The sequence below is a fragment of the Mogibacterium diversum genome (genome assembly GCF_938028775.1).
GTDB classification, from domain to species: Bacteria; Bacillota; Clostridia; order Peptostreptococcales; family Anaerovoracaceae; genus Mogibacterium; species Mogibacterium diversum_A.
Window position 1 is genome coordinate 22,898 of sequence record NZ_CALIZG010000012.1, and the last position, 20,149, is coordinate 43,046.

Consider the following 20,149-nt stretch of genomic DNA (forward strand, 5'->3'; position numbering starts at 1 on the left):
GAAATTCATCATGATGCTATATCCAGCAATTAACGAGCTCAACAAGCTAACAGACAGCAGATACACACTGGTTGTGCTGACGGCAAAGAGAGCTAGAGATATCATTGACGGCAAGCCGGTTCTTACAGATGTTGAAGCAGAGAGACCTGTTAGCCTTGCGACTAACGAGATTGCAGAAGGGCTCATCACTTACAAGAGAAGCGATGAACACGGTGAAGAGGCACCAGCATTTGAAAACTTTGAACTAGACATTAACTGTGAGGCTGCTGTGGCTTCCGAGGCAGCGCAGGCAGAGACAAGCGATGAGGTTCAGAGTGACGCTGAAGCAGAGGAACCAGCTGTGGATGAGACAGGTTTGGATGCGTAAGCTTCTGGATGTAATATGGTAACTGAAATGGAAGTCGCTTAGATTTCCATTTTTTATATATAGAATGTATCAGGCGGTACGATGGAGAATTACATTACAAATATTCCATTTAAATTGGCAAGCAGGGAGAATCACCCTGAGAATACCATAATAAGAGTCGGGGACGTCACTATAGGAGAGGGGCTTACGCTTATCGCGGGACCTTGTGCAGTTGAATCGGAGACTGCGCTTTTTGAGCTTGCACAGAAAGTTAAAGCATCTGGGGCGAGCATTCTTCGAGGAGGCGCATTTAAGCCTAGAACCTCACCATATGATTTTCAGGGTATTGGCAAAGAGGGCATAGAGATTCTAGTCAAGGTAAAGGAACTCACTGGTATGCCTGTTGTTAGCGAAATTGTGGATGCCACGGATATAGAACTGTTCAGAGACATAGATATCCTGCAGATTGGATCGCGTAATATGCAGAATTTTAGTCTGCTTAAAGCAGTTGGACGCACAGATAAGGCGGTTCTTTTGAAGCGCGGATATGCCTCGACCTATGAGGACTTACTGCTCGCGGCAGAGTATATACTAGCTGAGGGGAATGGCAAGGTTATCCTCTGCGAGCGCGGAATAAGAAGCTTTGAGAACTATACGAGAAATACTCTAGATATAAACGCTATTCCGGCGCTTCATGAACTGACTCATCTGCCCGTGATTGCAGACCCGAGCCACTCGACTGGGAAATCCTCGCTCGTTAGACCGGCATCTCTAGCAGCTGTAGCAGCAGGTGCTGATGGACTGATCATAGAGGTTCATCAGGAGCCACAGAATGCGTTATCAGATGGTGCACAGGCAGTTACACCAGAGCAATTTGATGAGATAGCAAGCACCGCAAAGAATATCAGAGAGATTGCTTATGGGAAATAGTGTAGAAGCAGACCTTATGAAGCTACTTGCCGCGCTCGGTGAGAAGCAGTCTGATGGTCAAGGCGTATTCATAGAAGAGAAGAAATATGGGCTGATTGGAGGCAGTATAAGTCACAGCTTGTCAAAGAAGCTACATGGATTAATAGGTGGCTACGAATATAAACTAATTGAACTGCGAGATAGTTCAAGGCTAGGAGAAGTCCTGCATATGGCGGGCTTTTACGGCTTCAATATAACTAACCCGTATAAGGAAATCGTGATTGAACATCTTGATGAGCTATCTGAAGAGGCACTGGCTATACAGGCTGTAAACACAGTAAAGGTTATGCCAGATGGAAAACTCAAGGGCTTTAATACTGATTATCTTGGTCTGATGAAGCTGTTTAAAACAGAGGCTGTAACAGGAAAAAAAGTTGCGATACTGGGAACTGGTGGAGCATCTTTATCTGCTGTATATGCTATGAAAAAGTTAGGCGCTGATGAAATTATAAGAGTGTCTAGAAACCGAGATAAAGTAGATAGTTTAGTACAGGTAGAGGAGATTGATAACTCGCAAAAGCTAAGTGAAATATTTAATTACGAAGATAGCGATTGGCGAGATGCAGAGATCATAATCAATGCTACACCGGTTGGTATGTTCCCAGATAATGGCAAGTCTCCGCTAGATGCTTATGATATAAACTGGGAATGCCTAAAGCAAACTGAGATGGCAGTTGATCTCATATACAATCCTCATAGAACAAAGTTTATGCAGGATGCAGAATTAGCCGGGGTAAAAACTATTGGCGGGCTCGGAATGCTCATATGGCAAGGCATACATGCAAAAGACATCTGGGAAGGCAGAGATATGGAGCCGGATTATTCGCTCGCAGCATCTGTCATGGAGAGGCTTCTTAGAGAACAGCTCAATCTGGTGACAGTTGGAATGCCCGGTAGTGGCAAATCATCTATATCAAGACAAGTAGCGCTTGCTATGAAACGCAAATTTATTGATATAGATAGAGCGGTTGCACATGAGGAAGGGTGTGCGATAAATCAGATAATTGAGAAATCTGGAGTCGAAGCATTTAGAAATCTAGAGAGCAAGAAGCTTCGAGAAGTGTGTGCTAGAAATCACCAGGTGATTGCAACTGGCGGAGGATCTATCTTAAAGGAAACCAATAGAGAAATAATTCGTGAGAATAGCCTAGTTATATATATTGATAGACCGACAAACCTCCTTGCTACTAAGAACAGGCCACTAAGCCAAGGGAAAGGTGTCTACAACCTGTACAGGGAAAGGGCGAATTTGTACCATGGGATTGCGGACATAAAGGTTAACAACAAGTATAGGTTTGGACGTGAAAGGCGTATGGCAGACGAACATGTAACCTTTAACAAAAAGCGAGAAGCGGATTCGAAACAATCACAGTACATGCGAGATATAAGAAGGTTTGCTAGAAGTGTAGCTAAAAGATATAAGCTGCATATAAGGCATATCGTTGAAAGAGATATCTATGGAATTGGCAGGTAACAGGCAATTCGGTAATTAAGGGTTATATGACAAAATTATTGGCACTAGCGAACAACACTTTTTGTCATATAATCCTCTAAAAAACGACCCTCAGCTCATGCTGAAGGTCGTTTTATATTATTTATTTAATTTACCGAAACGGATGTCTAAAATTCATTTAATATATAGCTTAGAATAGCTTTAATCCGAAGAATGTATTAAGCTGACCTATAAGTATGAAGAATGTGAATACAGGTGCAACCCACTTGAGGCAGAATCTGTAGAACTTCTCAGACTTAAACTCAGAACCGATATGTACTTCTTCAGGAAGCATATCTGGATGAATCCAGCCAAATATGATAGTAGTTATGAATGCACCTATTGGCATCAGCACACCTTCTGCAAGGAGGTCGAAACCATCTAACCAGCTGAATTTTCCGAACATAGGAGGGAGATACTTTCCAAGACCATCGTATGCAACGAGTAATCCCATGCAGAGGCAAACCAGTCCGAAGCCCCAAGCGAGCTTCTTACGCTGATTTCCATAGCCCTTCTTGAGACCGTAGTCGATGAACGAACCGATGATCGCTTCGAGTACTGACATAGACGATGTGATAGCTGCTATTACTACGAGTCCATAGAACAGAACACCAAATATAGGACCAAGCTTACCCATGCCATTAAATACTGTCTGTAGAGTCATATACAGAAGACCTGCACCACCCTGAGGGCTCTGTCCGCTTGCGAATACTGCAGGCATGATAGCGAGACCAGCCATAAGTGCGATTACTGTGTCGGCAAAAGGTATAACCAAGCTGCTCTTCTCTATGTTCTGATCCTTCTTCATGTATGATCCGTATGTTACAAGGATACCCATACCTAGTGATAGCGAGAAGAATACCTGACCGCCAGCTGCAGCAAGAACTGTTATCCAGCCTGTACCCTTAAACACTTCGAAGTTAGGCTTAAACAGGAATGAGAGACCTGCAGAAGCACCAGGAAGTGTTACACTTCTGATGATGATAACAACTAGCATTACGAAAAGTGCAGGCATAGCTACCTTGTTGAATTTTTCTATTCCTTCAGATAGACCACGTGCAACAACTATTATTGTTAAAACAAGGAATATAGCTGTATAAATTGCTGACTGGGTCTGGTCTGCTGATAGTCTTGCAAAGTACTCAGGGCCAGATACACCGTTTACACCCCAGCTTGCGCCGAATAAATCTCCGAGATTCGCTATGGTGTACTTCAGACAATATCCACCTAGATATGAATAGAATCCTAGTATGAAGAATGGAGCGAGTGCACCGAACCATCCTACGATCGTGTACTTCTTGCTCACCTCTCTATAAGCGAGGATGATGGAGCTGTGTGTCTTTCTTCCGAGAGAAAGCTCAGTCATAATCAGCACATATCCTGCGAATACCGCTAGCAATAAATAAAGTATCAGGAAGGCGAAGCCTCCGTTCATTCCCAGCTTATACGGGAATCCCCACATGTTTCCTAGTCCTACGGCAGAACCGATAGCGGCTAGCATAAAGCCCATCGAGCTACCCCAAGACTCTCTTTTTACTTCCTTTTTAGGCATTTTTGTTCCTCCAATTAAATTTCTCTTTTTCGAATGTTGGTATTATACAAGAAAATTTGATATGTTGTCAACATAAACAAAAAATAAACTCAAATTATTGATAAAAATACAAATTTATTCTTTATTGCGTATAAAAAAATTATCATCAATAAAATATATCTAACTTCAGATAATAATGTTTTAATTTACCTGTTGACACGCATAATAAGAGGTGCTAATATTACATCATCACATTACTACTTCACTGTGCTAAATTACAAAAGCGAAACAATTTAATGAGGTTTTCTCTATAAACTAAATGATGATTTTTATACATATTATATATGAAGGAAAAATGGTGGAGATTAAGCCTTATGCGAACAAGTAGTGACGTATATATGGTAAACAATTTAGTGATTCATTTAAAATCAGAGATGTAATGGAGAGAAGCTATGAAAAGTAAAATAATGAAAAAGAACATGATTAAATGCACAGCTCTTGTGTTAACTGTTATGACAGCAATAGGGCTTGCGGGATGTGGCAAGAATTCTAAATCTGACCTTGAGTATGTCAAGGATAAGGGGACTCTTGTTGTTGGCCTTGATGATACATTTGCGCCTATGGGATTTAGAGATAAGGATGACAAGCTTGTCGGATTTGATATTGACCTGGCTAGGGCTGTCACTAAGAAGATGGGTGTTAAGGTTAAGTTCCAGCCTATCGATTGGTCTGCTAAGGAAGGTGAACTTAAGGCTAAAAATATTGACTGCGTATGGAATGGCATGTCGGCAACTCCTGATAGACAAAAAAGCATGTCTTTATCAAATAAATATCTTAAGAATCGAATACTAATCATGTCGCTCGATCCAAATGTGAAGGTTAATAGTGCCGATGATCTTAAGAATATTAAAATCGGTACACAGGCTGATTCGTCAGCACTAGAGGCGATCAAGAAGAGTGACAAATACAAAGAGTTTAAGAACAATATTTCTGAATATAAGACTTATGACGAAGCTATTCTAGATATGAAGGCTGGCCGCATTAAGGCAGTTGCTATCGACGAGGTTTATGCGATTTATAACAATAAGAACAAGGACAAGCTATATGAGTCGCCGTTTAACTTCGGTGCTGACTACTACGCTGTAGGTTTCCGAAAGGGAGATACCAAACTCACTAAAGAATTTAATAAGGCGTTTAAAGAAGTTATTGACAGCGGTGAAGCTCAGAAAATTAGTGAGAAGTGGTTCGGTAAAAACTTGGTTGTATTTGAGGGATACGATAAATAGGAATATTGTTAGCATTTGGAGTTTGAATAGCCAATGCCTAGCTGGCATTGGCTATAGATATTGAAGGAGATTATGATGGCTTACGTAAAGGAGATTTTGCCTGTATTGATGAGTGGAGCGATGATATCGCTTAAGCTATTTGCGCTTACATTGATTTTGTCACTACCGCTTGGACTACCTGTATGCCTCGGAGAACAAAGCAAAATCGCACCAGTAAGGTGGATATGTAAGACTTTCGTCTTTATATTTAGAGGAACACCGCTTATGCTTCAATTGTTTTTCTTTTATTTCTTCTTTCCTATCCAGCTTGGGATTCGTATGGAGGCATTTCCAACGGCTGTGCTTACGTTCGCAATAAACTATGCTGCATACTTTGCAGAGATTTATAGAGGTGGATTTAACAGCATAGATAAAGGACAGTATGAGGCTGCATATTCTCTAGGGTTCACACAGAGACAAACTCTAACTAAGGTAGTGATACCGCAAATGTTCCGTATAGTAATTCCACCGATTTCAAATGAGGTAATCACGCTTATCAAGGATACCGCCCTCGCTTCAACAATCACGTTAGCTGAGATGATGAAGGTGTCTCAAGGAATTGTCAACCGTGATGGCACACTCATCCCATATGTAATGGCAGCAGGTATATATCTGTTATTTACATTTGTCATGACTCTTGGACTAGGAAGGGCGGAAGCAAAGTATTCACAGTACTAAAAGGTATTTGTTTTTTAATCAGCACGATAATAAAATTAAAAGTTATTGTTTGTATCCAAATGAGTACAAAGCAATTAAGTTGTGCTACAATATAAATAATTCAGAAAATAATTATTTATTTTTACAGAAAGAGATGCGGAGTATGAAATTAAGCAGAAATTCACAGGCGATGGAGTTCTCGCCAATCAGAAAGTTCAGCCCTATTGCAACTGAAGTAAAAAAGTCTGGTGTAAAGGTTTACCATCTTAATATCGGACAGCCTGATGTAAAGACTCCTGATTGTTTTATGGATGCCATTCGTGCATTTGACGCAGACGTTCTTATGTACCAGCAGTCTCAGGGAGATATCAAGTTCTTAGAGTCCATTTGTGATTACTATAAGAGAGAATATGATGTCGAGTATAAGCCAACTGATATCGTTGTTACAATGGGCGCATCTGAAGCTCTCACTATGACATTTACGACGATACTCGATCCTGGTGATGAGATACTAATTGCTGAGCCTTTTTACAGCAATTACCAGACGTTTGTACTTATGATCGGCGGTGTTATTAAGCCTATCCCAACAAGCTCAAAGGATGGATATCGCTATGCATCTAAGGAGAAGCTTGAGTCAGCTCTAACTGAGAAGACGAAGGCAATTGTCTGTATAAACCCGGGTAATCCAACTGGACTTGCACTAACTGCTGAAGAGATGGATGTCGTTGCAGATTTCGCTATTAAGCATGACCTTTGGCTTATCGCTGATGAGGCATATAGAGAGTACGTGTATGATGGTATGAAGCCGCGCAGCTTTGCAAATATAGATAGACTCAAGGATAACTTAATTGTAATCGATTCGGTGTCTAAGAGATTTTCCGCATGTGGAGCTAGAATCGGATTTGTAGCGTCTAAGAATGAAGAATTCATGACAGGAATAATCAAGCTTGCACAATCAAGACTTTGTGTATCTACACTAGAGCAGATCGGATCGACTGAGCTATTTAAGCTCCCTAGTTCATACTATGAAGAGATGAAAGAGGAGTATTGCAAGAGAAGGGATGCCGCTTATGAGGAGATTATGCAAATACCTGATGTAATCTGTCACAAACCTGGTGGAGCATTCTATATGATGATTGATCTACCAATTGAAGATGCTGAAGACTTCCTTATGTTCCTACTTACTGAATATAGAGATAATAACGAGACAGTTATGTTCGCACCTGCGGGTGGATTCTATGGAACGCCTGGTAAGGGCAAGAGCGAGATTAGAATTGCTTACGTGCTTGAGAGTGGATATATTAAGAGAGCTTGTCAATTGATTCGAACTGGCCTCGAGGCTTATAAGGCTAAGATATCCAAGTAACTTAGTTTATAAATGATATATGATAGACTTACATATATACTATTCAGCCGAGACCGCTTCCGTGAGGGAGCGGTCTTTTATTGGTTTTTATATGATTACTAATTATATAAACTCGATTAAGAGTGTATAATAAAACAATATATTTAAATAAAAAATGATTTAAGTCTTAGAAAATATAGGGAGACTCATAGAGTAGGTAGATGGCGAAGGTTAACAGTAAACGAAAAAATATAAATGGTAATGATATAGAGCTCCTGGTTCCAGCTGGAGGTAGAGAGCAGTTTCTGGCTGCGGTAGAGAATGGGGCAGATGCGATATATGTTGGCGGTCAGTTCTTTAATGCGCGTGCTGGTGCTCAGAATTTCAATAACGATGAATTAGTGCTAGCGCTAGATTATGCTCATAAGAGAGGTGTAAAGGTTTATGTTACTATGAATACCTTGCTAAGTGATGACGAGCTTGAACCAGCGCTTAGATACGCTTCATTTCTGCATGATTCTGGAGTTGATGCTATTATAGTGCAGGATCTTGGACTCGGGGAGCTAGTGCATAGAGCGCTTCCAGACCTTGAGCTACATATGTCTACACAAGCGACGATTACTGATGTGGGGAGCGCAAAGGTAGCTCACGAGCTCGGTTATAAGCGAATTGTGGTAGCTCGTGAGCTGGCCCTGCCAGAAATCACTGACATATGCAGGGCCGGATCAGATGGCGCATCAGACTTTGAAGTCGAGGTGTTCGTACACGGCGCCATCTGCATCTGCTACTCCGGCCAGTGCCAGTTCAGCAGATACTATGGCGGCCGGAGTGGCAATCGGGGAAGCTGCGCGCAGCCCTGCCGCCTCGCTTATACGAGCTATGGCGAGGGCGGCAGGCGGCTCGTGGCGGCGAGCCACCCGATGAGCCCGCGCGACATGTGCCTGCTCGATCAGCTAGGTGGGCTCATCGATGCTGGCGCAACTTCCTTCAAAATCGAGGGTAGGCTGAAGTCAGCCGAGTATGTAGCAATTGTGACTTCTATATATCGAAAATACATAGATATGTACCTACAGGAAGGATATATAGAAGTTTCTGATGAAGATCGAGATGCGTTGCTGCAGATATTTAATAGAGGAGAGTTCACTGATGCATATCTGAGAGGTGAAAGTGGAGAGTCTCTCATGTCCGGAGACATAGTCAAGAACCAAGGTATAGAGATAGGTAGAGTCGTTGCTACCAAGAAGGGCTCTACACTAGTGGATATAGAGGTCACTAGTGAACCAGCGATTGGAGATGGAGCCGAGATATATGGCAGCGGCGATGCTCCGCTATCTAGTACAGTGATGAGTTATGTGAAGGAACTGGGGCCTAATAGATATAGAGTTGGAGATTTTAGAGGCAGTATAACAGTTGGTGATACAGTGCGAAGGACCTCTAAGAAGTCTCAGCTTGAAGCTGCGAGGCAGTCATATAGAGGGGCGACCTTCTTTGAAGATGAGGATGCTAGAAAGGTTAAACGCCGCCGCAAGATCGATATGACCTTAAATATAGAAGGGAATATGCTTGTGCTTAAAGCGCACACAGTAAGGCTGGCGGACGATGACAGATGGCCTAGCTGCATAGAGAAGAGCGTAAGTGTGGAAGCTGGACCTTTTGACTTCGATTATGATAGCCCAACGCCACTTGATAGATACAAGTCAGCACTCTCTAAGACTGGTAATACCACATTTGAACTCTGTGAACTCAGGATAATAGGCGATTCTCAGATAAGGGTAAAGACTTCAGAGTTAAATTCGCTTCGCAGATACTGTCTATCTGAACTTAGTAAGGCACTGGAGTTTAGAAGAGATAGCCGTGATATAGGAGAGGCGGTTTCTAGGCTTCATGAAGTAATAGACCAATATTGTGAAGCAAATAGAGGGCAGCAAAAAGGCAAGCATCAAGAACCACAAACCTTTGAACTGTATTTTAGCAGCATGGGAGATTGGCGCACCTTCGAGGCGGATGGTGGGGCTACGAGTCTTAACTCGATAAATGACGATGCTACAGGATTCTCCTTTAAGGCTCTACTACCGATGGCAGGGATAGTGACTGAATTGTATATAGATGGTGAGCCTTTGCCACCAGAAATAGTCCCTTATATAGGAAGCGTGACAAGGGGACGCGAGGAACAGATTTTGCAGGAGAACTATGAATTGGTTGTAAAGCTTGCGCTTATGCGGGGGATATTCGTGTCAAATCTCGGTTGGCTTAACAAAATGGTCGGAATAGGGGCTGATGTTACCGCTGATTTTGGGCTGAATGCTTATAATCACATGAGCGTGCAAGTGCTTAAGGCACTTGGAGCGAGTGATGTCCGCTGGAGCCTAGAGAAGGCTGGAGTTTCGGAAGGGAACTACCCTCTGATGCAGACTGAACACAAATTCACTGCTGCTAGGCTAAAGAGCAGGCGTGAACATGATGTTAGGATTCTTAATAACGAGTTCAGTAGTCAGTCGGTCGTGCTACCTCATGGAGATGATAGCGATATAGGAGAACGAGTGATTAAATGCTTGCATGAAGGTCATTTTAGGCTATATGTTTAGAACAATATCGTAGTATCACTTCGTGCACTTAATTTTATAATTCGTTTGAAGGATACTGGGCACAAGCATATAATTACAGTTTGGAGAAAAGATATGGATACAGGAATCAAATGTTATAAAGAAATTACTGTGACGAAGGAGCTCACGGCAATAAGTTTGGGAAGTGGCGATCTCGAGGTATATGCGACGCCTGCAATGATCGCACTCATGGAGGAAACCGCGTCTGAATCCGTGAAGCCTACACTTGAGGTAGGTCAAGGCTCTGTCGGAACGTGTATCGCGATTAAACATCTTGCTGCCACACCAATCGGTATGCGCGTGAGATGTGAATCTGAGTTAGTCGAAGTGGATGGTCGCAGATTGGTGTTTAATATTACAGCATATGATGAGAAAGATAAGATCGGAGAGGGTACCCACGAAAGGTTTATAATCTCTAATGATAAGTTCCAGAGCAAGGTTAATAGCAAATTAATATAACACACTAGAAGTCTGATATACTGGCGGATAACTATGCTGCAAATGAGGTATGAAATGAACGAAAAGACTAATAGAAATGGAATAATCATCAGGACTAGCATCATCGGCATAATTGCCAATGTGGTTTTGGCAGGATTCAAGGCAGTCATAGGAACTGCTACAAACTCTATTGCTATCGTCATGGATGCTCTGAATAATCTGAGTGATGCATTATCCTCTATTATCACGATTGTGGGAACTCGGCTTGCTGGCAAGGCTCCAGACAGGAATCACCCAATGGGACATGGAAGATATGAAGACCTTACAGCTATGGTAATCGCGGTAATCGTCCTGTATGCTGGCATTACAGCTTTTCAAGAGTCGTTGAAGAATATTTTAAGCCCAGAGACACCGTCATATTCGAATATCTCGCTGGTCATTGTAGGAGCTGCGGTTGCTGTAAAGCTGTTGCTTGGAAGATATGTAAAGTCAGTTGGAACCAAGGTTAACTCAGAATCACTTATAGCATCGGGAAGTGATGCACTATTTGATTCTATTATCTCGATTTCCACACTAGTAGCTGCAGGGATATACATTGTGTCTGGTGTAAGTCTCGAGGCATATCTAGGTGCGCTTATCGCTGTATTTATCATTAAAGCCGGAATAGATATGCTTCGCGAGAACATAAGTAAGATTCTAGGTGAGAGAGCCGATAGCAGACTTACGAAAGAAATCAAAGATACAATCCTAGAGATAGATGGGATAAATGGGGCATACGATCTGCTCCTTCATAACTATGGACCTAATACTGTGATCGGAGAGATTCATATTGAGGTGCCAGATACAGTTACTGCCGCTACGATTGATGAGCTGACGAGACAGATTCAGGAAAAGGTTTATAATAAATACGGCATTGCCATTGCTACAGTCGGTGTATATTCGATGAATACGACTGATGATAAGGCGCTCAGAATCAAGAGCGATATCACGAGGCTCGTGATGTCGGAGGAGTTTGTGCTTCAGATGCACGGCTTTTATCTTGATGAAGAGAAGATGCTGATGCTATTCGATATAATTGTGGACTTCGACGCCCCAGACAGGATGCAGGTTCGCGATAATATACTAGATAAGATTAAGTCCAAATACCCAGAATACGAAGTGAAAATCACACTTGATCTGGATATAAGTGATTGATCAAAGCGTAAGGGGGTAAGGAATGGAAGTTATTGCTATTGTAGTGTTCGTGGTCGTTATCGGGCTTATAATCAGCGAAAAGGTGAACAGCGCAGCAGCCGCACTAGCAGGCGCTATGGCTCTGGTTGTCACCGGTGTTATGAGTGCACATAAGGCGCTCTCGTACATAGATTTCAATACTATCGGTCTGCTAGTGGGCATGATGGTGCTCGTTGCCATAATAAGGCAGTCAGGGTTATTCGAATATGTCGCAATTAAGGCGGCCAAGATGGTTCATGGAGATCCGTGGAAGATAATGATTGCATTTATACTGCTTACTGCGGTGCTTTCTGGAATACTCGATAACGTCACAACAGTACTCCTCGTAGGCCCGATGACTATCGCTATTGCCAAGATGCTAGAGATTAATCCAGTGCCATTTCTGATGACACAGATTCTCGCTTCTAATGTCGGCGGTACGGCAACACTCATTGGTGACCCTCCAAATATTATGATCGGTAGCGCAGCAAATCTATCATTCGTAGACTTCCTCAAAAACACGGGTGTAGCTGTGGTACTTGTAATCGTATTCATGATTGTGATGATGCGTTTCGTTTACAAAAAGGAAATTGAAGTCGAAGGGCTCGATACCTCTAAAATTATGAACCTTGATCCAGATAAATCGATTACTGATAAACCGCTGCTTATTAAGGGTATAGTTGTTATCGTACTGGTAATCCTAGGCTTTATATTACATGACCAGATTGGTATGGAGACATCTGTTATCGCGCTTACAGCCGCTGCAGTTATGCTGCTTATAGGTGGTGTAAATGTGGATAATGCTATTCAGGATGTAGAGTGGACAACGATTGCATTCTTCATGGCTCTGTTCGTAGTCGTTGGTGGGCTTACAGAAACCGGAGTTATCAAGCAGGTAGCTGCTGTCATAATAGAGAGGACTGCAGGTCATCCGGTTATGATGATGTTAATACTGCTTTGGGCGTCGGCGCTACTGTCGTCATTCTTAAACAATATACCGTTTATAGCGACATTGATTCCGTTGGTTCTAGCTCTCAAGGCAGATGGTATGGATGCAGAACCTCTATGGTGGGCTATCTCACTAGGCGCTTGCCTTGGTGGAAATGGAACGATGATAGGAGCTTCGGCAAATGTCGTTCTATCGGACATAAGTACTAAGCATGGATATCCTATTACATTTAAGAGCTATCTGCGCGTTGGAATGCCATTTATGCTGGGATCGGTGTTTATCTCGATGGTATTCCTGCTAGTTAAATATGCAATTTAGCGCTGATTGGGGGTAAAAAATATGATAAATACACTTACTGCTGATAAAGTCGCAAGCGACATGATCGATATGATGATGAAACAGCTTGGAGCGACAAGCATCAAGAACATGCCGGCCCATATCAATGTATATGAGTTTGATATAAATGGCGAACTGACTATAAAATACATGCTTGATTTGAGGCGTGACCATGCTATGTATCTGCGTAGGGTAACACCTTATCCGATGCTTCTCGGAGTTTTCTATGGGGAAACCGATGTAGTAGATTTTATAAAGCGTGATATAGCTAAATTTAGAAACGCTAGTAAAACTGACAAGTTCAACAAGTTCTTGGAGCTTGCAGATGGGCTCACTCAATTCAACAGAGAGATAGAACAGCTATTCCTAAATAGAAAGGTTCCAACTGCAGCGTTCGAAGAATTTTCAGAAGAGATGGAGCATATTAGAGCTACTATAGAACAAATAGCTCGTGACTGCCCAATGCTCTATGATGACGAAAGATTGATAGAAGACGGTATAAGAAAGTAATTAAACACGTGACAGTTAGCTGATTGTGTGGAAGAAGTTCCTCGCATGAAGAGAAAGTCGAGGTTAAAATGCCTGAATTCAAAGTTCATTCTGAATTTGAGATGATGGGTGATCAGCCCCAGGCTGTTGAGAAAATCGCTGAAAGCATAGAGTCTGGAAATCGTTTCCAGACTCTGCTTGGCGTTACTGGATCTGGCAAGACTTATACGATGGCAAAGATTGTCGAGAAGGTGCAGAAACCGACACTGATAATTTCGCACAATAAGACCTTGGCAGCACAACTCCACGGTGAGATGAAGGAGTTTTTTCCTGATAATGCCGTAGAATACTTCGTATCATACTATGACTTCTACCAACCAGAGGCGTATGTTGCTTCAACTGATACGTATATTGAAAAAGATTCCGATATAAACGACGAAATAGACAAGCTCAGACACTCTGCGACAGCGGCAGTCCTCGAGCGTAGAGATGTTATCATCGTTGCCAGCGTTTCCTGCATCTACGGTCTTGGTAGTCCTGATTCATATAGAAATCAGCTCCTATCCTTGAGACCGGGAATGGAAATGGACAGGACGATGATGATGCGCAAGCTCATCGATATGCAGTATGAACGAAATGATATCGACTTTCACCGTGGCACCTTCCGCGTGCGTGGTGACATCATCGATATATATCCTGCTGGCGGTGAAGAGGCTGTACGCGTTGAAATGTTTGGCGACGAGATAGAGGAAATTAAGGAGATGAACGCTCTGACTGGTGAGATCACCGGTGTTCGAAGCCACATATCCATATTCCCAGCATCCCACTACGTCACCAGCAAGGAAGATATGGAGCTCGCCGTAGGCACTATAAAGGAAGAACTCGATGAACGAGTAAAGTGTTTTAAGGAGAATGGTAAACTGCTCGAAGCTGAACGAATCTCTCAGCGTACAAACTATGATATGGAGATGATGATGGAAGTCGGAACCTGCAAGGGAGTCGAGAACTACTCGAGACATCTGAACTTTCTGAAGCCAGGGGAGAGACCTTATGTTCTTCTCGATTATTTCCCAGATGATTTTCTGACTATCATCGATGAATCTCACGTAATGCTCCCTCAGCTCCGCGCTATGTATAACGGAGATAGGGCTAGAAAGAGTTCGCTTGTTGACTTCGGCTTTAGACTTCCTTCGGCACTAGATAACAGGCCACTCAAGTTTGAGGAGTTCAATGAGGTTACGAACGACCTACTATTTGTAAGTGCGACGCCAGGCAAGTATGAGCTAGAAAATTCACACGGTGTAACGGCTGAGCAGGTTATCAGACCGACTGGACTACTCGACCCGATAATAGAGGTCAGACCGATTGAGGGTCAGATTGATGATATAATCAGCGAGATATATAAAACTGTGGATAAGGGAGAGCGAGTGCTCATCACGACGCTCACCAAGAGGATGGCAGAAGACCTGACGGGATTTCTCAGAAATGAAGGAATCAAAGTCAGATATCTGCATTCTGAAATAGATAATTTTGAGAGACTGGAGATAATTAGGGATCTCCGCCTCGGTAAATTCGACGTGCTCGTAGGCATTAACCTGCTTCGAGAAGGCCTCGACCTACCGGAAGTATCGCTTGTTGCCATCCTTGATGCTGACAAAGAGGGATTTCTCCGTACAGAGACCTCGCTTGTTCAGACTGTAGGCAGAGCTGCGCGTAACCAGAACGGTAGGGTTATCATGTATGCAGATCGCATCAGCAAGGCGATGAAGTACACAATTGATGAAACTGCAAGAAGACGTGAAATACAGGAACGATATAATGAAGAACACGGTATTACGCCACGGACCATCATAAAGCCTATACGCGATGTAATCGAGGCTACGAAGGCGTACACTGGAGACACAGAGCTCAAAAATCCAAAGGAGATGACGACAAAGGAGCTACAGCGTACGATTAAGAATCTCGAGAAGGAGATGAAGCAGGCTGCCAAGGACCTTCAGTTTGAAAGAGCAGCAGAGCTTAGGGACCTACTGTTTGACCTGCGGAGCAGCAAGAGAGCATAGATATTTTGAAAGGGTATTTCTATGGAGAAAAACATAGTTATTAAAGGTGCAAAGGAGAATAATCTTAAGGGCGTAGATCTTACGATTCCTCGTGATAAGATGATTGTATTTACCGGGCTCTCGGGCTCTGGTAAATCTTCGCTTGCATTCGACACGATATATGCGGAGGGACAGAAGAAGTACGTGGAGTCACTTTCCTCGTATGCGAGACAGTTTCTCGGCCTCATGAAGAAGCCAGATGTGCAGTTAATCGAGGGGCTTTCACCGGCGATTTCAATTGACCAGAAGACCACGAACAAGAATCCGAGGTCGACTGTCGGAACTGTTACAGAGATATATGATTATCTGAGGCTTCTATATGCTAGAGTTGGGATTCCTCACTGTCCAGTGTGCGGTAGGGAGATTTCCAGCCAGTCCGTAGACACTATTGTGGATCATATAATGGCTCATGATGAAGGTACCAGACTAACCATCATGGCACCGATTATTAAGGGGCGCAAAGGAGAGCATAAGAATGTAATCTCCCGTATCAAGAGGGATGGATTTATCAGAATCAGACTCGATGGCGAGATGGTTAGGGTGGATGAACAGGAGGAGTTTAGTCTCAATAAAAATATGAAGCACACCATCGATATAGTTATCGATAGAATTGTTCTCAGACCTGAAAATAGAAGCCGAATCGCCGAAGCGGTTGAACTCGCTGTCAGAGAAGGTGAAGGCTCTACTAACGTGTTATTTCAGTATAAGACTGAAGATGGCAAGACAAAGGATGCGGAAGAGACCTTTAGTACTCAGCTCGCCTGCCCAGAGCACGGGGTGGGAATCGAAGAGATGGAGCCGAGAATGTTTTCGTTCAACGCACCATATGGATCTTGCGAGACGTGTACGGGTCTAGGGTTTACGCTGAAGATTGATGATGATAACGTAGTGACTGAACCAAGCAAGAGCATCTTAGATGGTGCGATGGGACAGGTGTTCTCGACGATGGATGCTATGGGATTCTACCGTCAGATGCTAAACCAGCTAGCAGTAGACCATAAGACCGACCTCAGTGTCCCTTACAAAGATCTGCCGATAGATTTTAAAAATGAGCTACTGCATGGAACTGGTAATCGTAAGCTCAAGTACACGTATACCAGTAAGTCTGGACGAGTATCACATATGAACCATACTTTCGAAGGTGTGATTCCAAGTCTTGAGCGTAGATACGGTGAGACAAATTCAGATTACATAAAGGAAAAAATTGCTGGCATGATGACGGAGGCACTTTGCCCAACTTGTCATGGTAAGAAACTGAAGGATACGGTGCTAGCCGTCACAGTCGGTGGTAAAAATATCATCGAGCTGACTGATCTATCGGTAGAGCAGGCGATTCTATTCTTTGAGAATCTCGAACTGACTCCAAGGGAGCAGCAGATATCGAGGCTCATCACCAAGGAAATTAGAGAGAGGCTGAGATTTCTAAAGCAGGTAGGGCTCGGGTACCTGACGCTGTCACGTGCCGCAGGTACGCTCTCGGGCGGGGAATCCCAGCGAATTAGGCTGGCTACACAGATAGGATCGGGGCTCGTCGGTGTGCTGTATATCCTGGACGAGCCTTCAATTGGACTCCACCAGCGCGATAACGACAAGCTGCTCGGGGCTCTAAGAAACTTGACCGATATGGGTAATACCTTAGTCATCGTTGAGCACGATGAGGATACGATGTATGCTGCTGACCATATCGTGGATATCGGGCCTGGAGCTGGGATCTACGGTGGAGAGCTGGTTGCTCAGGGGACTGTAGACGATATCAAGGCATGCAAGGAATCTATAACTGGACAGTTCCTGTCCGGTGCGCGCAAGATTGAAGTTCCTAAGACCAGAAGAACTGGGAACGGTAAATACCTCGAGATTATCGGAGCTAAGCAGAATAATCTTCGCAATATAGATGTTAAGATTCCAGTAGGCAAGCTCGTATGTGTAACTGGAGTATCTGGTTCTGGCAAGTCATCGCTTGTAAATGAAATCCTTTACAAAGGTGTAGCAAGTGTTACAAACAAATTGCAGGAAAAGCCTGGTGCGCATAAAGAGATACGTGGTATTGAGAACTTCGATAAGGTTATAGATATTGACCAATCGCCTATCGGACGCACGCCGAGATCTAACCCTGCGACTTACACGGGAATGTTCGATCCTATTAGAGACCTCTTTGCACAGATGCCAGAGGCTAAGATGAGAGGCTATCAGAAGGGCCGCTTCAGCTTCAATGTAAAGGGTGGAAGGTGTGAGGCCTGCCGCGGAGACGGTATCACCAAGGTAGAAATGCACTTCCTGCCAGATGTGTATGTACCGTGTGAGGTGTGCGGTGGTGCTAGATACAATCATGAGACACTAGAGGTAAAGTACAAAGGTAAGAATATCTCGGAAGTCCTCGAGATGAGTGTGACAGAGGCACTGCCATTCTTTGAGAATCACAGATCCATCGAGAAATATCTGCAGACGCTCGATGATGTAGGCCTCGGATATATCAAACTCGGACAGCCATCAACTCAGTTATCTGGCGGTGAGGCACAGAGGATAAAGCTAGCGACGGAGCTTTCCAAGAAGAGTACCGGCAAGACTCTATACATATTAGATGAGCCGACGACGGGACTTCACTTTGCAGATGTTGAGAAGCTGATGTACGTGCTCAATAGGTTGACTGATGAGGGCAACACCGTGGTGGTAATAGAGCATAATCTTGATGTAATCAAGTGTGCGGATCATATTATCGACCTAGGTCCAGAGGGTGGCAGCGGTGGTGGAACCATTGTGGCTACAGGAACACCTGAAGAGGTTGCTAAGTGTGAGAAGTCGTTTACTGGACAGTATCTAAGAAAGATGCTTAGGTAGTATAAGAAGCTAATAAAAAAAGGACGAAGACCGCTATGCTTCGTCCTTTTATTGTGTGATTAATGGCTTATAACCCTAGAGAGCAATTAAAGTCTACAGGGTATAAGATACTAAGACTATAGAGCTATATAATATCCTCTCTTCGGTTCTCCAGATCAACCTGAATGCTTGCATTAGTTCCTGCTACTTCCTTGGTAACCTTGGAAGAGGTGTTCTTAAGGCAGCTGTCGTTATAGCTTCCCTTACCAGGAACAGGTGACTTATCAATCTCCGTGTAGTCTCCTATTCCTAAAGCTTCAGAAGCTACGCCGAGATTTGATACGATACTCGCCAAATCTGTAGGCATGAATATCTTGGTTGCACGACCATCTGAGATATCCCTCAGAGCTTCGAGTCCTTTTAGCTTTAGAACTCCCTCGTTGATATTAGCTTCCTTGAGTTTCTCAAGACCTTGAGCCTGGGCTTCGTAGACGAGCCTAATTGATTCAGCTTCACCGGCAGCGAGAGCGATTCTAGCTTCTTTTTCAGCTTCTGCAGCGAGAACCTTTGCTTCCTTGTCTCCCTCTGCACGAGATACTACAGATTCCTTGTGAGCCTGAGCTTCGAGTACAGTCTGACGTCTCTCTCTTTCTGCTCTCATCTGCTTTGTCATTACTTCTTCGATTTCTTCAGGTGGGATGATATTCTTGAGCTCTACTCGGTTGACCTTGAGTCCCCACGAATCCGTAGCTTTATCTAAAATTACCTCCATATCCTCGTTAATCTGCTCTCTTGAGGATAGGGTGGTGTCGAGCTCCATTCCGCCGATGATACTTCTTAGTGAAGTTGCAGATAGGTTCTGTAGACCGGCGATTGGATTTTCCACTCCGTATGTATAAAGTTTAGGGTCAAATACCTTTGCAAATACAACTGAGTCCACGCGAACAGATACGTTATCCTTCGTGATTACTGGTTGAGGAGGGAAATCTAGAACCTGCTCCTTAAGCGAAATCTTGTTGATTACGTTGTCGATGATAGGAAATTTAAAATGAAGACCTGCGTGCCATGTACATAAATATTTACCAAGCCTCTCAATAACGTATGCATGCTCTTGAGGAACTATTTTTATACAGGAAACGAACAAAAATAGTATAAGCAGAACTACTATTATAGAAATAATTGTAGTGATCATGGAAAACCTCCTTGTAGGTAATTGATTTAGCATCTAGTGATATTTTCTATTAACTTCATAATATGAGCATCATATAGAAAAGTCAATGCGAATAGCGTTTAAATTATGCAAGCAATTTATCCATTTTTGCACTAAAATAAATATATAAAATAACCAATTGCAGGGTGGCGAAAATGGTGAATATTGCTTGCGGATTAACCGATTTTTAATATATTGACATTGTTATACATGACAATATCAATAAAAAATACTGATATTATCAATAAGATTGTTTAATTTCACAATGAAATCTTTATTATTTTATTAACTTTTACTAAATACTATTGCAGAATAGACCTTGATGCTTTAG

15 protein-coding genes are annotated in these 20,149 nt (G+C 43.0%); 13 read left to right on the forward strand and 2 right to left on the reverse strand.

Annotated features, from left to right (window positions below; genetic code table 11):
- Positions 1-10 precede the first annotated feature (10 nt).
- The 3 genes from rpoZ (at position 11) to Q7O90_RS02715 (ending at position 2,789) form a co-directional block, all read left to right on the forward strand.
- Complete coding sequence (gene rpoZ / locus Q7O90_RS02705; protein ID WP_304127122.1) at positions 11-367, forward strand: DNA-directed RNA polymerase subunit omega; 357 nt, start codon at positions 11-13, stop codon at positions 365-367.
- A gap of 81 nt (positions 368-448) precedes the next feature.
- A complete protein-coding gene (gene aroF, locus Q7O90_RS02710) occupies positions 449-1,276 on the forward strand; it encodes a 3-deoxy-7-phosphoheptulonate synthase (protein ID WP_304127124.1) in 828 nt (275 codons plus the stop codon).
- Positions 1,266-2,789, forward strand: coding sequence for a shikimate kinase (locus Q7O90_RS02715; RefSeq protein WP_304127126.1), 1,524 nt, complete (start codon positions 1,266-1,268; stop codon positions 2,787-2,789). The genes aroF and Q7O90_RS02715 overlap by 11 nt, the downstream gene beginning before the upstream one ends.
- Before the next feature lie 169 nt (positions 2,790-2,958).
- Here the strand turns inward: Q7O90_RS02715 and Q7O90_RS02720 are convergent, their stop codons facing one another.
- The gene (locus Q7O90_RS02720; RefSeq protein ID WP_304127129.1) at positions 2,959-4,359 is read right to left on the reverse strand and encodes a sodium-dependent transporter; all 1,401 of its coding nucleotides are present in this window, start codon (positions 4,357-4,359) and stop codon (positions 2,959-2,961) included.
- 431 nt (positions 4,360-4,790) lie between these two features.
- Here Q7O90_RS02720 and Q7O90_RS02725 point away from each other — a divergent pair, with 431 nt between their 5' ends.
- The 10 genes from Q7O90_RS02725 (at position 4,791) to uvrA (ending at position 18,629) form a co-directional block, all read left to right on the forward strand.
- Complete coding sequence (locus Q7O90_RS02725; protein ID WP_304127132.1) at positions 4,791-5,624, forward strand: amino acid ABC transporter substrate-binding protein; 834 nt, start codon at positions 4,791-4,793, stop codon at positions 5,622-5,624.
- Between the two features lie 75 nt (positions 5,625-5,699).
- Positions 5,700-6,341, forward strand: coding sequence for an amino acid ABC transporter permease (locus tag Q7O90_RS02730; RefSeq protein ID WP_304127135.1), 642 nt, complete (start codon positions 5,700-5,702; stop codon positions 6,339-6,341).
- Between the two features lie 142 nt (positions 6,342-6,483).
- On the forward strand, positions 6,484-7,686 hold the full coding sequence (locus Q7O90_RS02735) for a pyridoxal phosphate-dependent aminotransferase (RefSeq protein ID WP_304127138.1): 1,203 nt from the start codon (positions 6,484-6,486) through the stop codon (positions 7,684-7,686).
- Between the two features lie 200 nt (positions 7,687-7,886).
- Complete coding sequence (locus Q7O90_RS02740; protein WP_304127140.1) at positions 7,887-10,250, forward strand: peptidase U32 family protein; 2,364 nt, start codon at positions 7,887-7,889, stop codon at positions 10,248-10,250.
- Positions 10,251-10,343: 93 nt separating this feature from the next.
- Positions 10,344-10,727: a thioesterase family protein gene (locus tag Q7O90_RS02745; RefSeq protein WP_304127144.1), complete on the forward strand. Its 384-nt coding sequence runs from the start codon at positions 10,344-10,346 to the stop codon at positions 10,725-10,727.
- 54 nt (positions 10,728-10,781) lie between these two features.
- Positions 10,782-11,900 carry a cation diffusion facilitator family transporter gene (locus Q7O90_RS02750; RefSeq protein ID WP_304127147.1) on the forward strand — a complete coding sequence of 373 codons (1,119 nt, stop codon included), beginning with the start codon at positions 10,782-10,784 and terminating at the stop codon, positions 11,898-11,900.
- Positions 11,901-11,922: 22 nt separating this feature from the next.
- Positions 11,923-13,185 (forward strand): ArsB/NhaD family transporter, encoded by a 1,263-nt coding sequence (locus Q7O90_RS02755; protein WP_304127149.1) that lies wholly within the window; start codon positions 11,923-11,925, stop codon positions 13,183-13,185.
- 21 nt (positions 13,186-13,206) lie between these two features.
- Positions 13,207-13,713, forward strand: coding sequence for a hypothetical protein (locus Q7O90_RS02760; protein WP_106057417.1), 507 nt, complete (start codon positions 13,207-13,209; stop codon positions 13,711-13,713).
- Between the two features lie 68 nt (positions 13,714-13,781).
- Positions 13,782-15,755, forward strand: coding sequence for an excinuclease ABC subunit UvrB (gene uvrB, locus Q7O90_RS02765; protein WP_304127150.1), 1,974 nt, complete (start codon positions 13,782-13,784; stop codon positions 15,753-15,755).
- 21 nt (positions 15,756-15,776) lie between these two features.
- Positions 15,777-18,629 carry an excinuclease ABC subunit UvrA gene (gene uvrA, locus Q7O90_RS02770; RefSeq protein WP_304127153.1) on the forward strand — a complete coding sequence of 951 codons (2,853 nt, stop codon included), beginning with the start codon at positions 15,777-15,779 and terminating at the stop codon, positions 18,627-18,629.
- A gap of 124 nt (positions 18,630-18,753) precedes the next feature.
- Here uvrA and Q7O90_RS02775 read toward each other — a convergent pair whose 3' ends face one another.
- Entirely contained in the window at positions 18,754-19,800 is a 1,047-nt protein-coding gene (locus tag Q7O90_RS02775) for an SPFH domain-containing protein (RefSeq protein ID WP_304127156.1), read from the reverse strand.
- Positions 19,801-20,149 lie beyond the last annotated feature (349 nt).

Bases quoted from the DNA above. Each gene is read 5' to 3' on its own strand.
- rpoZ (WP_304127122.1), top strand. From the start codon at position 11: ATGATGCTATATCCAGCAATTAACGAGCTCAACAAGCTAACAGACAGC.
- aroF (WP_304127124.1), top strand. From the start codon at position 449: ATGGAGAATTACATTACAAATATTCCATTTAAATTGGCAAGCAGGGAG.
- Q7O90_RS02715 (WP_304127126.1), top strand. From the start codon at position 1,266: ATGGGAAATAGTGTAGAAGCAGACCTTATGAAGCTACTTGCCGCGCTC.
- Q7O90_RS02720 (WP_304127129.1), bottom strand. From the start codon at position 4,359: ATGCCTAAAAAGGAAGTAAAAAGAGAGTCTTGGGGTAGCTCGATGGGC.
- Q7O90_RS02725 (WP_304127132.1), top strand. From the start codon at position 4,791: ATGAAAAGTAAAATAATGAAAAAGAACATGATTAAATGCACAGCTCTT.
- Q7O90_RS02730 (WP_304127135.1), top strand. From the start codon at position 5,700: ATGGCTTACGTAAAGGAGATTTTGCCTGTATTGATGAGTGGAGCGATG.
- Q7O90_RS02735 (WP_304127138.1), top strand. From the start codon at position 6,484: ATGAAATTAAGCAGAAATTCACAGGCGATGGAGTTCTCGCCAATCAGA.
- Q7O90_RS02740 (WP_304127140.1), top strand. From the start codon at position 7,887: ATGGCGAAGGTTAACAGTAAACGAAAAAATATAAATGGTAATGATATA.
- Q7O90_RS02745 (WP_304127144.1), top strand. From the start codon at position 10,344: ATGGATACAGGAATCAAATGTTATAAAGAAATTACTGTGACGAAGGAG.
- Q7O90_RS02750 (WP_304127147.1), top strand. From the start codon at position 10,782: ATGAACGAAAAGACTAATAGAAATGGAATAATCATCAGGACTAGCATC.
- Q7O90_RS02755 (WP_304127149.1), top strand. From the start codon at position 11,923: ATGGAAGTTATTGCTATTGTAGTGTTCGTGGTCGTTATCGGGCTTATA.
- Q7O90_RS02760 (WP_106057417.1), top strand. From the start codon at position 13,207: ATGATAAATACACTTACTGCTGATAAAGTCGCAAGCGACATGATCGAT.
- uvrB (WP_304127150.1), top strand. From the start codon at position 13,782: ATGCCTGAATTCAAAGTTCATTCTGAATTTGAGATGATGGGTGATCAG.
- uvrA (WP_304127153.1), top strand. From the start codon at position 15,777: ATGGAGAAAAACATAGTTATTAAAGGTGCAAAGGAGAATAATCTTAAG.
- Q7O90_RS02775 (WP_304127156.1), bottom strand. From the start codon at position 19,800: ATGATCACTACAATTATTTCTATAATAGTAGTTCTGCTTATACTATTT.